Annotated in this window: 16 protein-coding genes; 6 read left to right on the plus strand and 10 right to left on the minus strand. The window is 48.4% G+C overall.

From position 1 onward, the window contains the following. Positions 1 to 148: 148 nt before the first annotated feature. Complete coding sequence (gene lepB, locus DN748_RS02750; protein WP_112370235.1) at positions 149 to 1,726, plus strand: signal peptidase I; 1,578 nt, start codon at positions 149 to 151, stop codon at positions 1,724 to 1,726. 15 nt (positions 1,727 to 1,741) lie between these two features. Further along, on the plus strand, positions 1,742 to 2,050 hold the full coding sequence (locus DN748_RS02755; protein ID WP_112370236.1) for a DUF6122 family protein: 309 nt from the start codon (positions 1,742 to 1,744) through the stop codon (positions 2,048 to 2,050). Positions 2,051 to 2,067: 17 nt separating this feature from the next. On the opposite strand, the gene DN748_RS02760 is transcribed toward DN748_RS02755, so the two are convergent. The 8 genes from DN748_RS02760 to DN748_RS02795 form a co-directional block, all read right to left on the minus strand. Further along, positions 2,068 to 2,352 (minus strand): Rdx family protein, encoded by a 285-nt coding sequence (locus DN748_RS02760; protein WP_112370237.1) that lies wholly within the window; start codon positions 2,350 to 2,352, stop codon positions 2,068 to 2,070. 13 nt (positions 2,353 to 2,365) lie between these two features. Then, on the minus strand, positions 2,366 to 3,433 hold the full coding sequence (locus DN748_RS02765; RefSeq protein ID WP_112370238.1) for an endonuclease/exonuclease/phosphatase family protein: 1,068 nt from the start codon (positions 3,431 to 3,433) through the stop codon (positions 2,366 to 2,368). Positions 3,434 to 3,523: 90 nt separating this feature from the next. Continuing rightward, on the minus strand, positions 3,524 to 4,411 hold the full coding sequence (locus tag DN748_RS02770; RefSeq protein WP_112370239.1) for a rhomboid family protein: 888 nt from the start codon (positions 4,409 to 4,411) through the stop codon (positions 3,524 to 3,526). A 103-nt stretch (positions 4,412 to 4,514) separates the two neighbouring features. Then, on the minus strand, positions 4,515 to 5,258 hold the full coding sequence (locus tag DN748_RS02775) for a rhomboid family intramembrane serine protease (protein WP_112370240.1): 744 nt from the start codon (positions 5,256 to 5,258) through the stop codon (positions 4,515 to 4,517). Then, positions 5,259 to 7,178 carry a DNA mismatch repair endonuclease MutL gene (gene mutL / locus DN748_RS02780; protein WP_112370241.1) on the minus strand — a complete coding sequence of 640 codons (1,920 nt, stop codon included), beginning with the start codon at positions 7,176 to 7,178 and terminating at the stop codon, positions 5,259 to 5,261. It abuts the gene before it with no gap. 6 nt (positions 7,179 to 7,184) lie between these two features. After that, complete coding sequence (locus tag DN748_RS02785; protein ID WP_112370242.1) at positions 7,185 to 7,469, minus strand: riboflavin synthase subunit beta; 285 nt, start codon at positions 7,467 to 7,469, stop codon at positions 7,185 to 7,187. A 149-nt stretch (positions 7,470 to 7,618) separates the two neighbouring features. Further along, positions 7,619 to 8,101 (minus strand): 6,7-dimethyl-8-ribityllumazine synthase, encoded by a 483-nt coding sequence (gene ribH, locus DN748_RS02790; RefSeq protein WP_112370243.1) that lies wholly within the window; start codon positions 8,099 to 8,101, stop codon positions 7,619 to 7,621. Position 8,102: 1 nt separating this feature from the next. Next, a complete protein-coding gene (locus DN748_RS02795; protein WP_112370244.1) occupies positions 8,103 to 8,867 on the minus strand; it encodes a tetratricopeptide repeat protein in 765 nt (254 codons plus the stop codon). A 132-nt stretch (positions 8,868 to 8,999) separates the two neighbouring features. Here DN748_RS02795 and recF point away from each other — a divergent pair, with 132 nt between their 5' ends. The 3 genes from recF (at position 9,000) to DN748_RS02810 (ending at position 10,938) form a co-directional block, all read left to right on the plus strand. Next, on the plus strand, positions 9,000 to 10,076 hold the full coding sequence (recF, locus tag DN748_RS02800; protein ID WP_112370245.1) for a DNA replication/repair protein RecF: 1,077 nt from the start codon (positions 9,000 to 9,002) through the stop codon (positions 10,074 to 10,076). A gap of 103 nt (positions 10,077 to 10,179) precedes the next feature. Next, positions 10,180 to 10,626 carry a lipocalin family protein gene (locus DN748_RS02805; RefSeq protein ID WP_112370246.1) on the plus strand — a complete coding sequence of 149 codons (447 nt, stop codon included), beginning with the start codon at positions 10,180 to 10,182 and terminating at the stop codon, positions 10,624 to 10,626. A gap of 15 nt (positions 10,627 to 10,641) precedes the next feature. After that, entirely contained in the window at positions 10,642 to 10,938 is a 297-nt protein-coding gene (locus DN748_RS02810; RefSeq protein WP_112370247.1) for a DUF721 domain-containing protein, read from the plus strand. Positions 10,939 to 11,472: 534 nt separating this feature from the next. Here DN748_RS02810 and DN748_RS02815 read toward each other — a convergent pair. After that, on the minus strand, positions 11,473 to 11,892 hold the full coding sequence (locus tag DN748_RS02815; protein ID WP_112370248.1) for a nucleoside-diphosphate kinase: 420 nt from the start codon (positions 11,890 to 11,892) through the stop codon (positions 11,473 to 11,475). A 228-nt stretch (positions 11,893 to 12,120) separates the two neighbouring features. On the opposite strand from DN748_RS02815, the gene DN748_RS02820 reads away from it, so the two are divergent. Then, positions 12,121 to 12,480: a hypothetical protein gene (locus DN748_RS02820; RefSeq protein WP_112370249.1), complete on the plus strand. Its 360-nt coding sequence runs from the start codon at positions 12,121 to 12,123 to the stop codon at positions 12,478 to 12,480. 39 nt (positions 12,481 to 12,519) lie between these two features. Here the strand turns inward: DN748_RS02820 and DN748_RS02825 are convergent, their stop codons facing one another. Continuing rightward, the gene (locus tag DN748_RS02825) at positions 12,520 to 14,430 is read right to left on the minus strand and encodes an OmpA family protein (protein WP_112370250.1); all 1,911 of its coding nucleotides are present in this window, start codon (positions 14,428 to 14,430) and stop codon (positions 12,520 to 12,522) included. Positions 14,431 to 14,507 lie beyond the last annotated feature (77 nt).

The following is a 14,507-nucleotide window of genomic DNA, read 5'->3' on the forward strand; positions in this document are numbered from 1 at the left end:
GCTAATTGACTAATTGACTAATTGGCACATTGGCTAATTAACTAAGTTATCCAACTGTTAAAACCACGTTAAGCAGTAACCGTCCTGTAACACTTTTGCATAATTTAATACTATTTAGAATATAAAAACGATCTAAAAGTACATATACATGACGCTATCGGGATGGTTACTGTTCTTTACTGCAATTCAATTACTTCATTTTGCCGGGACCTGGAAACTCTATCAAAATGCAGGCAGAAAATCCTGGGAAGCCGTTATCCCCGTATACAATGCCCTGGTGCTGATGAAGATCATCAACAGGCCCTGGTGGTGGGTTATACTATTATTCATCCCTGTTGTTAACCTGATCATGTTTCCCGTCGTCTGGGTAGAGACAGCCAGAAGCTTCGGTAGAAACTCCGCTATCGACACCTGGCTGGCCGTACTCACCCTGGGACTCTATATCTACTACATCAATTACGCCCTCCGGGCCCCGTACATAAAGAACAGGAGCCTCAAACCCACCTCTGCTACGGGAGAGTGGATAAGTTCGGTCCTGTTTGCCATAGTGGCAGCCACACTCATTCACACCTATATCATACAACCCTATGTAATTCCCAGTTCTTCCATGGAAAAATCCCTGCTGGTAGGAGATTTCCTTTTCGTAAGTAAATTTCACTACGGGGCAAGGGTTCCCATGACTGCCATAGCTGCTCCCATGGTACATGATACGATCCCCGTACTCGGTGTCAAATCATACCTGTTCGACGACAAGGTTGAAAACAAGAAATCGTCATGGGCCAACAGGTTTCAATTACCTTATATGCGCTTTCCGGGTTTCCAGAAGATCAGGCGCAACGACATTGTCGTTTTTAACCAGCCCGCGGATACGCTGAAAGACATGAACGACTTTCATCCGGACCGGAACTATTACAAGCCTGTAGACAAAAAGACCAATCTCATAAAACGGTGTGTGGGCCTGCCCGGCGACTCGCTTGAAGTACGTGACAGCCGCGTATATATCAACGGGAATAAAACCGGGATGCCGGACCGCGCAGAGATACAGTTTGCCTATATCGTAAAAACAAACGGAAATCCGCTGACCAGCGAATACATGTATGAAAGATTCGGCGTTACAGACCCTTTTTACCGCATCGGTACAAATGCATACCGCTTTGTATCCCTGTCTGAAGAAACGGCTTTCACACTCTCTAAAAACCCGAATATCACCAGTGTGGAGAAAACCAACGAAATTTCCGGTACGCACCACCCCGGGATCTTCCCCAATACTGCAGAAAACCTGTGGAGCGCCGACAATTTCGGGCCTGTTCTCATCCCGGAAAAAGGGATGACCGTATCCCTGACCAGCAGAAACCTTCCCCTGTATCAAAGAATTATACGCGAGTATGAAAACAACGACCTGAAGGTCACTGACACAGGGATATATATTAACGGAACCGTCTCTTCTTCCTATACATTCAAACAGGACTATTACTGGATGATGGGCGACAACCGCGACAACTCCATCGATAGCCGTTACTGGGGTTTTGTCCCTTATGACCACATCTTCGGCAAAGCTGTTTTTATATGGCTGAGCTGGGACCGTACAGGCCATAAGGTCAGATGGGACAGAATGTTTACCACCATAAACGGGACCGGCAAGGCGAGATCATACCTTCCGCATTTCCTCGTGGTCCTCGCCGCCGGCCTGGTCTTTAACTACTTCCGAAAGCGAAAAAAGAAATAAGAAACCGTTTTTCAAATGCTTCGATTTGTCATCCATTACGGACTTCATTTTATTTTTCCCGTACTGATCGCCTACTGGTTTTTCAGGCCCCGTTTTACACGGGTAAGCATCATACTGCTGTCGGGAATATTCATCGATCTCGATCACCTGCTTGCCGACCCGATCTTTGATGCAAACCGGTGCAGTATAGATTTTCATGTACTTCACAGCTATCCGGCCATTGCCATCTATGCATTGCTCTTCCTGTACCGCCCCACACGCCTTGCAGGACTGGCCCTATTATTACATATCCTTGCAGACACTGCCGATTGTTTACTTATGTAAAAAATATCAGCGTACAACTATCCAGACCGGTCTGTATGCCCCAGATCCTTTCCGGGAAGTATACGGTCGCGGAGCCGCTGCTTCAACTCCCTGATCCCGGCAAAACCGCCGTATTGCTTTCTGTCGAACAATACCTCGTCATTGACATAAATACGATACATCCCGGCCGTTTCTGCAGGTTTCAGCGTCACTCCTCCGAGATCATCCTCAAACGTAGAGAGAAATTCCTGGGCCATATATGCCGCCCGGAGCAGCCATTTACACTTCGGACAGTATTCGATAGTTACGTAAGCCTTATTCATGGCATAAACTCTTTTATTCCTTGTGCTCCTGTAGTTCTTTATCCTCTTGTTCTCTTCCTGCGATATCAATCGTGGCCATCACGGGGTAATGATCCGAAAGCCGTTCGTCATAATTCTTATGGGCGGTAATCTTCATATCCCGGTCGGTAAGGATAAAGTCGATACGCATCGGAAAATAATCAAAATCGTACGACCTTCCGAACCCGCTTCCCTTTTCCACAAAGGAGTCCTTCATATCTCCCCTGATCCGCTTGTACACATAGGAATAGGGGGTATTGTTGAAATCGCCCGCCACGATCATCCTGTGCCTGCACGTCTTGCGGTGCCGGTCGAAGATCTCTACCTGGTCGTGCTGCAGGGCAAAGGCATTCCCCATCCGCTTGTACAGCGCCTCCGGATCTTCTACGGTGATATGTTCCTTTCTCGGTACGATATGAAGCGATTCCAGGTGCAGGTTATATACCCGAAAGGTATCCCTGTCCTTAACCACATCGACATACAGCGCATTATTTCCCGTTTCCGGGAACTCCAGTGACCCCCGTTCCACAATGGGATATTTGGAGAATACAGCCTGCCCCGTACGGTTATTTGCCGTGGTATATTTTATAAACTGGTAGGGATAATCACTGTTAAACGCATCTTTCTGTGTGTAATAGAACTCCTGTACACATAATATATCAGGAGACTCTTCCTCCACCAGTTTCTTTATGCGCTCCGGAATATCTTTTTGCGGCAACCAGTCGTAGGCATTGAATATACGTACATTATAGGTCATCAGCTTCACATGCCCCTGTGCCTTGTCTTCGGAAACCCCCGAAAACCTGTACATCGCTTCCACATGTTTATAGCCTATAAGCAATATGACCAGCGACAGCAGGAACTGCCTTCTGAACTGCACGAGCCAGTACAGCATAAAAAGCACATTGACCGCTATAAATACCGGCAAGGTAAGGCTCAGTACCGATATCAGCGGAAAGCTTTTAGGAAATACATAAGGCAATATATACGACAGCAGCAACAACACTGCAAAAAGTGTATTGAGAAAGAATATGACCTTATGGAGTGCTCCCAGTTTTCTCACCTTAATGTATTAACCCCGTTCTGACCGGAAATTTCATACAGATCACCGGATAATCCGGTATTGCCCGAATAACACAGTAACCTATCCCCCTCAATCTTCCTTCCCCGCTTTAAAAAGAAAATCCTTTTCTTCCCGGGTCAGGCTCTCATAACCGCTTTTACTGATCTTGTCAAGAATACTGTCTATCTTTTTCTGCCGGTCGTCCCCGCTCTGACTGTAATTTACCGAAGAAGCCGTACCGGCTTTTGTTCCCCGGTTGCGGTGTACTGTCTTAAACGGCTTGTCCTGGCGTTTTTTAAAGAGGTTGACCACCGCAGATACCATACGCTCAAAACCGGTCCCGATATCTTTTCCGTCGTATAGTTTCCGCGCATAGACATATCCCAGCAATGCCCCCCCGAGGTGTGCAAGGTGCCCCCCGGCATTGGATATGGGGATCTGTACCAGGTCGATCAGTACCACCCCGAGGCCGATATACCACAATTTCACATTAAAGAGAAAGAACAGGCGCACTTCCTGGTTGGGCATATAGGTACACACAAATATCAGGATGGCCATAACCGCCGCAGACGCTCCTATAAGCGAGGTGTTAACCCCCGAAAATGCCGGGAATATATTGTAGCTGAGCATAAAGATAACCCCTCCCGCAATGGCTCCGAGGAAATACACATTCAGAAACCGCCGCCCCCCGAAGAGGCTTAAAAAGATCCGCCCCGAAAAATACAGGAGCAGCATATTCCAGAAGATATGCGACAGCCCCCCGTGAAAAAAGGCATAGGTGATAACAGACCAGGGCTGGGTAATGAAATCGCCAAACCCCTTGGGCAGTTCAAACCACCGCATGAAAAAATCGGGACGCAGCTGAAACAGGGCTACGGCCAGTGTATTCAGTATATACACCGCCACATTGATCACAATGAGCCTGTCGGCCACATTGAGGGTGTTGTACTTGTATTTTATATCGTTGCTTATGCTCATAAAGGTAATTAATCACAAATAACACTCAACAACTCATTCCCAAATTATCACATTATCCCATTGACACATTATCACATTATCACATTGACACATTATCCCCCTCTTAATCCCACCTGTTGTTCCTGAACTGGTTTCTCTTCCAGTACCACATCATGATAAAACCGAAAAGGGCACCCCCCACGTGTGCAAAGTGGGCGATCCCTCCCCCGAAAATGGAGTAGCCGGTAAGCCCGGAAAACAGGTCCATCGCGATCAATGCCGGCATAAAATATTTTGCCTTGATGGGTATGGGAACAAAAATAAGAAACAATTCGGCATTCGGAAACATCATGGCAAAAGCTACCAGGATACCGTAAACCGCTCCGGAAGCCCCTACGGCAGGGGTGAGGAAACTGCTCAGGAAATTATCTATCGTGCCTTTCGGGGCTACCTGGTACCAGTATTCGCTGTATTTGCCTTCGTTCAGGGCAGCCAGGATATCCCCGGGATCCAGTCCGGCCTGGGTCAGGGCATTCATTCCCTCATTGAAATGATAATATCCTACGGCAGAATGTATCAACGCGGCTCCCAGTCCTGCCGAAAAATAGAAAAACAGGAATTTATTACGCCCCCACATCTGTTCCAGGGGCGACCCGAAGGCCCACAAGGCATACATATTGAAAAATATATGCATGAACCCACCGTGCATAAACATATAGGAAACGATCTGCCACCACTCAAAATGCCCGTTTTTGAAAAACCACAGGGAAAACAGTTCCAGCATCTGGTCGTGATACAGTTGAGTGGCTATAAAGAAGAGCACATTGATGATTAGCAGGTGCTTGACGGCTTCGGTGATTCTGAACATTTACAAAAATTTTTTCTCGAGGTCTTCTACGGTTATGGTAATATAGGTGGGCCTGTTAAAGGGCGACATTCCCGGCTCCTTACAGGCAAAAAGATTATTGACAAGAGCCTCCTGGGCCGCTTCATTGAGCACCTCTCCCGTTCGTACGGCCAGGGTCTTGCCCAGAGACTTCGCCATACGGTCGGTCTGGGAAAAACTGCTGTCGGGGATCTCGTCCTTAAAGTCGGCAATCAGCTGTTCCAGGATGATACTCACTTCACTTTCCGAAACCCCCGAGGGGATACCGGTAATGGTAATTTCCTCTCCCCTGAAAGGATCTATGGCAAACCCGATAAATTCCATCGAGCCCTTTAATTCGGACAACAACGCCATATCTGACGGGGAATAGTGCAGGACGATGGGAAAGAGCAGTTGCTGGCTGATACCTTCCTTAACCGTCATCTGCCGCAGGAAACGCTCGTAAAGTACCCGCTGATGCGCCCGGTGCTGGTCGATGATCACCATACCGGATTTTATGGTGGTTACAATATATTTGCGGTGTAACTGATAGGTGGTCACGGAAGGCAGTTCTCCCTGCCGGTGATCGAAAAGCTGCTGTCCCGGCATGCTTGTTCCCCCCACCTCGTCCGATTCTATTTCCACCGAGCTGAAATTCCCCGAAGCCTCATCATCGTCACCCAGGCCTATATACAGGCTCTCCCAGCCCGAAGGATCTTCCTTTCTTGCCGTGCGTCCCCACGTATTTCCGGGTTTGCCCCCGCCTGTGGAGAAACTACCCGGGGAAACCGGAATACCCGCCTCTCCTTCCTCATCCCTGAAAGGATTAAAGTCGGCATCGACCTCTATGGTCGGGGCACTTGCCGGCCTGTCCTTGTAACCGTATGGTGTATCCAGCCCCGTATCTTTTTCAAAATCGAGGAGCGGCGCAATATTAAACTGCCCCAGGCTGTGCTTTATGGCCGAACGGAGGATGGCGTACAGGGTGTGTTCGTCATCGAACTTGATCTCCGTCTTGGTAGGGTGTATATTGACATCTACCGATTTCGGGTCTATCTCCAGGTACAGGAAATATCCCGGGTGGGTCTGTTCGCGGATAAGTCCTTCGAATGCAGCGACAACCGCATGGTGGAGATACGGGCTTTTTATAAAACGGTTATTGACAAAAAAGAACTGCTCCCCCCTGCTTTTCCGGGCGTGTTCCGGTTTGTATACAAATCCGGAAAGCTTCAGCACTTCGGTATTTTCACTTACCGGAACCAGCTTTTCATTGGTCCGGCTTCCGAAGATATTGACCACCCGCTGCCGGTAATTGGAAGACGGCAGGGTAAAGAGGTCATTGCCGTTGTGGTACATGGCAAACTGTATGTCCGGATGCGCCAGTGATACCCGCTGGAATTCATCGATCACATGCCGCAGTTCTACCTGGTTCGACTTGAGAAAGTTCCTCCTTGCAGGGATATTGAAAAACAGGTTTTTCACCGCGACGGATGTTCCCGCAGCGGTCACCGTCACTTCCTGTGAAGTGAGTTTTCCCCCTTCCATACAGATACGCGTACCTACCTCATCGTCATGCGGTCTCGTGTTCATTTCCACATGCGCTATCGCCGCAATGGAAGCCAGGGCCTCTCCCCTGAACCCCTTGGTCCCGAGGCTGAACAGGTCCTCGGCCGAACGTATTTTTGAAGTAGCGTGCCTTTCGAAGCTAAGCCGGGCATCCGTAGCAGTCATCCCCGCCCCGTTATCCACCACCTGGATCAACGTTTTTCCCGCATCCTTGACAATAAGCCTGATCTCCGTGGCCCCGGCGTCCACGGCATTTTCCACAAGTTCCTTCACCACAGAAGCCGGCCTCTGTACCACCTCTCCTGCCGCGATCTGGTTCGCTACATGATCCGGTAAAAGCTGTATGATATCTGCCATTATTTCTTAAAAGGTGAATATACTTAGATCAAAATCGATAATAAAGAGGAACAGAAGTATCAGGATGATCACGATAATAAAGACATTCCTGTTGGCCTTATGGCCGGGATCCCGCTTCAGGTCGTCCCAGGCATTGGTAATCTTCTTTTTCAGCCCCTTGTTGTCTCCTGTCGTTTTCCTGAACTGGTCGAAGCGCCCCTCCATTTTAAAGGGGCTCCCTTCCTTGTCACTCTTGTAGTAACGAGGGGTATAGCTGTACTTTTTATTTTTTCGCGATCCGAATACTCCCATAACCCTTCAAAATTACTGAAAATACTACAAAAACGTAAGGAGGGAGCGGTTAAAATTTTCATAACCGCAACGGGATATCCCGGATTCCGCCCGCAAGCGGTCCCCGTTCAGCAGATAAAAATAAGATTATTGTTTCCGAACGACTGAAATCACTGTCCCAGGACAGCCATTTTTATGGCGGCTATCGCAGCTTCGGTACCTTTGTTCCCGTGTTTTCCCCCGCTGCGGTCTGCGGCCTGTTGCACAGTATCATCGGTAAGTACACAGAATATCACCGGGCAGTCGTAACGTACATTGAGGTCTTTTATCCCCTGGGCAGCTGCACTGCAGACAAAATCAAAATGACTGGTCTCTCCTCGGATAACACTTCCAATGGCTATAACGGCATCCACTTCATGGGTTTCCAGCATCTTCCTGCAGCCAAAAGTCAGCTCAAAACTTCCGGGAACATTCCACCTGATGATATTTTCCGGGAGCGCACCACAATCCAGAAGCGCTGCCTGCGCCCCTGAAAACAGCCCTTCCGTTATCGTATCATTCCATTCCGAAACCACGATCCCGAACCGTAAAGAGCCCGCGTCCGGAATACCGGTCTTGTCGTACTGTGACAGGTTTTTGTTTTCGGTAGCCATATTATTCTGAACTTTCTATCCTTCCGATGTATATATCTATAGTCCTTCCTTCTTCCGAATCCGGATATTCGTTCTTAACCCGGTTAAAATACTTTAATGCCAGGTCTTTTTTACCCAGTTCCACAGCGGTAATACCCGCTTTAAAAAGGAACCTGGGCGTCGTAAAATCATTACTGTTTGCCGCAAATGCCCTCTCGTAATAGTCCAGCGCCTCTTCCGGCTGGTCGAGTTGCATAAACGCATCTCCTATCCCTCCCTTGGCCAGGGGAGCCAGTATCGCATCATCGGAGGAAAATTCCTGAAGGTGTGAAATAGCTTCCTGATACTTGTTCATGTTCAGATAGGCCATTCCCGCGCTGTAACTGGAAAGGTTGGCAGCATCGGTGCCCTTGTATTTTTCTATGATATCGAGAAAACCGTATTTCCCTTCTGCCCCGTTGAGGGCAAGGGTATAGAGGGAGTCCTTGTTAGTGCTGTTTATCGCCTCGTTAAAGAGTTGCTGCGCAAAGAACACCTCGTCGGAAGCTTCTGCATTGCGGGGATTTTTCACAAATTCCTGGTACCCCAGAAATCCGAGTGCCGCTACCGCTACCACCCCGATACCGGCAATGATATATTTCTGGTTCCTGGCTACCCATGCTTCTGTTTTCGAGGCACTTTCATCAAGCGTGCCGAAAACTTCCGCAGTAGTACTCTGCATCTCCTCTGCCTGTTGCGCTTCCTTCTTGTTCTGTGGTTTATGTCCTCGTTTCTTGTACGTTGCCATCTTAGAGACTTTGATTGTGCCGCAAAAATATAATTTTTATTGATATATGGAAGCGTATTTATTCGAATATTTTAATTAGTTTAGGTAACTTTCGGGCCGAAAATACGGTAGGAATCCACAGTACTAAAGGGCATGTTTCTAAAAAAGCTATCACTGGTCAACTATAAGAATTTCAAGGCAAAAGATTTTGAGTTCGACGAAAAGATCAATTGTCTCGTAGGCAATAACGGGATCGGGAAGACCAATGTCCTGGACGCGATCTATCACCTTTCATTCGGCAAAAGCTATTTCAACCCCATCGCCATACAGAACATAAGGCACGGGGAAGACTTTTTTGTAGTGGATGGTCTTTTCCGTAAATCGGGACATGAAGAACATGTGATATGCAGCCTTAAAAAAGGGCAGAAAAAAAGTATCAAACGCAACGGCAAGGCCTATGACAAGTTATCCGACCATATCGGGTTTCTCCCCCTGGTGATCATATCTCCCGCCGACCGCGACCTTATCGTGGAAGGCAGTGAAACCCGGCGGAAGTTTATGGACAGCGTTATTTCCCAGTCCGACAAGACCTATCTCAACCACCTCATCCAGTACAACAGGGCACTCAGCCAGCGGAATTCCCTTTTAAAATATTTCGCCCTGAACCACACCTACGACCACGACACCCTGGGCATCTATAACGAGCAGCTTCACCTCCACGGTTCCGCGATATTCCGGGCCAGGGTAGAATTCCTGAAGGTATTCGTCCCCATCTTCCTGGAGCGCTACCGTTCGATTTCCGACAGTGATGAAAATGTAAACATCGCATACAGCAGTGCACTTTCTGAACAGCCGCTGGACGAACTGCTCAAAAACACCATCAACAAAGACAGGGCCCTGCAGTATACCAGTACGGGAATACACCGCGATGACCTCAGCCTGGAGATTGACGGTTTCCCGATAAAGAAATTCGGCAGCCAGGGACAACAGAAGTCTTTCCTGGTCGCCCTGAAACTCGCACAATTCGATTTCATAAAACAACAGGCCGGCGTATCCCCCATCCTCCTGCTCGACGATATTTTTGACAAACTCGATGAAAACCGTGTAACCCGTATTGTAAAACTGATGGAAAACAACTTCGGACAACTGTTTATCAGCGATACCCATGCCGACAGAACCGAGGCCGTAGTGCAGAAAACCGCCCGGTCGTATAAGATGTTCCGGCTGTGATAGCCGGGGAGCCGGGAGTCGGAAGTACGGAGTTGGAGTGACGCTACAAAACTGTAACTTGAAACCCGCAACATGACTAACCGTTAAACCTAAATCCATTCGTATGAAACGCGCTAATACCATAATGATCTTCCTGGTGTGCCTGTCGATAGTACCTACAGGCTGCACCCCTCCTCCCGGGGAGCAACTGCATCACCTTAACGGCTACTGGGAAATAGAGAAAGTGGAATTTCCCGACGGCGCCGTGAGGGAGTACGACATCAATACCACCATCGACTATATGGAGATCACGGCAGACAGCACCGGGTTCCGAAAGAAAATGCAACCCCGTATCGACGGTGGTTATTACACTTCGGACGACCGGGAAGACTTTTCGGTAACCCGGGAAAACGATCGTCTCTTCCTCCGGTATCACACACCGCTGAGTACCTGGAAGGAAGAAGTGATCAGTATAACGGAAGACCGGCTTATACTTCGGAATGCGGATAATTTGAATTATCTTTACAAACGGTACGAACCCCTGGACCTGGAAAGTTTACGGGAAGAATAACACAAAAAAGCAGCCATGGCAAAACGATACAGTGACCATATATCCCTGTCTGAAGGACTGAAGGCCTTTATCGAGGAGAACAAGCTGCAGCCGGGCATGGATAAAATCAATGTGCGGGAAGCGTGGAAACAACTCATGGGCAGCGGTATCAACAACTACACTGCCGACATACAGCTCAGGAACGACACCCTGTATGTAAGCCTCACCTCTTCGGTATTGCGGGAAGAACTCGGCTTTGGAAAAGAGAAGATCATCGCCATGATCAACACGGAACTCGGAAAGGAACTGGTCAAAAAGCTGGTATTGCGGTAGTCATAGCATCTGCTGTTGCCCTGTCATTCAGAGACCTAACGTTTGGGCAACCGCATCAATGGAGATGACGTTTTTGTCTTCATAGATCAAATGTGATAAACCCACACATAACTCCTCCCTTCAGACGAAGGGAGGTGGCTCATCTTCGATGAGACGGAGGGTTTTGAAAGCCCGGATCATAAGGATAATCCCAAACCTTTGGGGATATACGCCAAAGTTCAGGCTTATCAAAACTCCCCGGCCAGCATAGCTGCCCACCCCTCCCAGCCTGTCCGGCAGGCAGGTTCGTCTGAAGAGGGGAGTTTTTGAAATGGAGTAACTTACCATAGATACGTCATGGGTAGCACAGTCGAAGGATCTCCGCCCAAGATCAAAGAGCCTTCAACAGCATAACGGAGAGCCCGGAGATTCCTCCTATCGTCGGAATGACAAAGCCACTACAAAAACATAGGATGAACAAGATCCTGTCAAAAAACAGGAAAGGCCCGTTTTGAAGTCTCAAAAAAGGCCTTTCTTCTATGGTATACGGGTCATTTAAAAAATCTCTCTTCCGGAAAAATGGAATGCCCCTTCAATGGCTGCATTCTCATCGCTGTCAGAACCGTGAACCGCATTCTCCCCGATCGAAGACGCATACAGTTTTCTGATGGTCCCTTCTGCAGCCTCCGCGGGATTGGTGGCTCCTATAAGTGCCCTGAAGTCTTCCACGGCATTGTCCTTTTCAAGTATGGCTGCCACAATAGGTCCCCTTGTCATAAAATCAACCAGCTCGCCGAAAAAAGGACGTTCCTTGTGGATCGCGTAAAACACCTCGGCATCCCTTCTGCTCAGCTGTGTATATTTCATAGCTGCAATCCTGAAACCGGCAGCAGTTATCTTTTCCAGTATAGCCCCGATATGCCCGTTTTCAACCGCATCGGGTTTGATCATTGTAAATGTTCTGTTTGTTGCCATTTGCTTTTTTAAAATTTTGTGCAAAGGTACTCCATTACAATTAAAGTTCAAAAGCAAAGTAGAACCACCACAGCAACAATTTTTCCATACACAGGCACACAAAACTGTAAAAAACGGGCAGGGCATCCCATATCGGGAAAGCATATTTTTTTTAGTATATTAGCAAGACTTATAACGATATATGGTGTATGTATTATAACTCCCCTATTTCATTTCAAAAACCGTGATATGCTTTTTTACATCCTGTACAACCTGGCCAGAAAAACATCCGGTATTACCGGAATGCCTCATTATACGGCATGCATCTTCATGTCGTTACTGGTATATGCAAACCTCTCCGTCGCTGCGCATGTCCTGTCCGGAGAAACACCGTATCCGCCGGACCCGGACACCCTGATCACAATCATTATTTTCCCGGTTCATATCACCATATGTCATATTTTCATAGATCGCGGGAAATACCTCGATATTATCAGGCAATATGGTGCCAGAAGCAGTGGAAAGCAGGTAGTGCTCAAAAAAAACATCATCCGGCTCTATATCATCGCCAGCCTGGTATTACCGGCAGTGGTCCGTCAATGGAAATAACCCGTAAAACCGGACACCACGCAGTGCGGCCCACCGGGATTACCTTTCCGCCTGTCGCCCTATAATAATAAAGGAAGATCTCCGGTTGAGCTGATGTTCTTCCTCCGTGCAGTCTACCCCGTTGGCGCAGTGATTGAGCAAATGCTTTTCACCGTAGCCTATGGCGCTTTCGATCCGGTCTTCCGCTATCCCCCTCGAATACAGGTAATCGCGGGTAGCCTTGGCGCGGTTATCAGAAAGTTTTTCATTATAGGCATCATTTCCCCTCGAATCGGTATGTGCCTCTATTTTGATCACCATTTCCGGGTGGGCATTCATTACGTTTACAATATGTTCCAGTTCGTACTCCGCATCCGGGCGGATGTCCCAGCGGTTATAATCGAAATAGACCGGTTTGATCACGATCTCATCCTCTACGATAAGCGGAGTCAGGGCAAGATCCGCACGGGCTTCCTCCCTGCCTTTTACGTTCACCTCCTGTTGTCCGGAACGATAATCCTCCTGTTCCGCCACCACGGTATATGTCCCTTCGAGGCAATCCGCCCTGAGGCGATATCGTCCGTCCGGGTCGGTAAGTGCCCTGGCCACTACTCCACCTCCGGGTTCCACAATCCGTACCGAAGCTTCTACCAGGGGCTCTCCGCTGCTTTTATCGGTGATGACCCCGCTGACGGTAACCGTACATTCCCTGGCCGTAAAGTGATAGATATCGTCATCCCCCTTTCCCCCGATACGGTTCGAAGAGAGATATCCCTCGGTATTATCTTCATTCATGACGAACCCGAAATCGTCCATAGGGCTGTTTACCGGGACCCCGGGATTGGTCACTTTCCCGAAAGTGCCGTTTACAGGTTCGCTTTTCAGGATATCCAGTCCCCCCAGGCCGGGATGACCGTTTGACGAAAAATACAATACCCCGTCCTTATCGACAAAAGGGAACATTTCCCGGCCCCGGGTATTGATCGTCCTTCCGAGATTTTCAGGCTCCCCATAACTCCCGTCATCGTGAATATCCACCACGTAAATATCCGTAACCCCGTAGCCTCCGGGCATGTCGGATACAAAATAAAGTTTCTTTTCATCGGGGCTCAGGGCAGGGTGTCCCACAGAGTAACTCACGTGGTTAAACGGCAGTTCCTCTATGTTCCCCCACGTTCCGTCAGCTCCCGGGGAAGCCTTGTACAACTGCAGATGTACCGTACCCTGCTCGTCTTTCTCCGACCGTTTTCCGTCCTCGGCATTGTCCCGGGTAAAATACATCGTTTGCCCGTCTCTGGTAATGGCTACGGTAGCTTCGTGGTACCGGGTATTGATCTCCCCTTCCAGTTTCCGCGAATCATACAGTTCATTTCCCATACGGTCTCCCACATACATATTGAGAAAGGGCTGCTTGTTCCAGTCGTATATTCTCGTTCGCCCTCCGGAGGGCCTTGTAGATGCAAAATAGAAGCTGTTGCCCTGAATAAAACCTCCGAAATCGGAGTATTCCGTATTTACGGCCATATTGTGCAGGTTACCGAAAAGCCTGGCCCTGGGATTAGAGAGCCGGGTGTAGTAATCGCCTTCCTCCATCAGCCTCACCATCCCCGGATCGTCTCCCCCTCTTTCTGCCGAAAGCTTAAGCCATTTCACGGCCTCTTCATACTTGCGGTTTCCCTTCAGCGCCTGGCCATAGCGGAACAGGTAATCGGGGGTCACTTCCGCTTCATGCTTTTCAACAAGAATTCCATACCACTTTTCGGCCTGTTCCATATTGGCATTGTAATAATAAGAATCGCCCAGGCGCCCCAGCACATGTACCGTGGAATCTCCTTTGCGCACAAGGGTTTCGTAAAGTTCTGCCGATTTCACATAGGCGAGCTGGTCAAAATAACGATCGGCTGCCGCATGGCGCTGGGCAAACATTACCCCCGTAAGCAGCAGGAAAAACATCAGTAATTTTATTCTCATAACATCACTATTAACCTTAAAAATCTTCTTTTTAAATAAAAATATTCTCTAAAAGACAGCTTTAACAGGCTAATATA

Origin of the sequence: Sinomicrobium soli, from assembly GCF_003285545.1 — a bacterium.
GTDB lineage: Bacteria > Bacteroidota > Bacteroidia > Flavobacteriales > Flavobacteriaceae > Sinomicrobium.

Bases quoted from the DNA above. Each gene is read 5' to 3' on its own strand.
- lepB (WP_112370235.1), top strand. From the start codon at position 149: ATGACGCTATCGGGATGGTTACTGTTCTTTACTGCAATTCAATTACTT.
- DN748_RS02755 (WP_112370236.1), top strand. From the start codon at position 1,742: ATGCTTCGATTTGTCATCCATTACGGACTTCATTTTATTTTTCCCGTA.
- DN748_RS02760 (WP_112370237.1), bottom strand. From the start codon at position 2,352: ATGAATAAGGCTTACGTAACTATCGAATACTGTCCGAAGTGTAAATGG.
- DN748_RS02770 (WP_112370239.1), bottom strand. From the start codon at position 4,411: ATGAGCATAAGCAACGATATAAAATACAAGTACAACACCCTCAATGTG.
- DN748_RS02775 (WP_112370240.1), bottom strand. From the start codon at position 5,258: ATGTTCAGAATCACCGAAGCCGTCAAGCACCTGCTAATCATCAATGTG.
- mutL (WP_112370241.1), bottom strand. From the start codon at position 7,178: ATGGCAGATATCATACAGCTTTTACCGGATCATGTAGCGAACCAGATC.
- DN748_RS02785 (WP_112370242.1), bottom strand. From the start codon at position 7,469: ATGGGAGTATTCGGATCGCGAAAAAATAAAAAGTACAGCTATACCCCT.
- ribH (WP_112370243.1), bottom strand. From the start codon at position 8,101: ATGGCTACCGAAAACAAAAACCTGTCACAGTACGACAAGACCGGTATT.
- DN748_RS02795 (WP_112370244.1), bottom strand. From the start codon at position 8,867: ATGGCAACGTACAAGAAACGAGGACATAAACCACAGAACAAGAAGGAA.
- recF (WP_112370245.1), top strand. From the start codon at position 9,000: ATGTTTCTAAAAAAGCTATCACTGGTCAACTATAAGAATTTCAAGGCA.
- DN748_RS02805 (WP_112370246.1), top strand. From the start codon at position 10,180: ATGAAACGCGCTAATACCATAATGATCTTCCTGGTGTGCCTGTCGATA.
- DN748_RS02810 (WP_112370247.1), top strand. From the start codon at position 10,642: ATGGCAAAACGATACAGTGACCATATATCCCTGTCTGAAGGACTGAAG.
- DN748_RS02815 (WP_112370248.1), bottom strand. From the start codon at position 11,892: ATGGCAACAAACAGAACATTTACAATGATCAAACCCGATGCGGTTGAA.
- DN748_RS02820 (WP_112370249.1), top strand. From the start codon at position 12,121: ATGCTTTTTTACATCCTGTACAACCTGGCCAGAAAAACATCCGGTATT.
- DN748_RS02825 (WP_112370250.1), bottom strand. From the start codon at position 14,430: ATGAGAATAAAATTACTGATGTTTTTCCTGCTGCTTACGGGGGTAATG.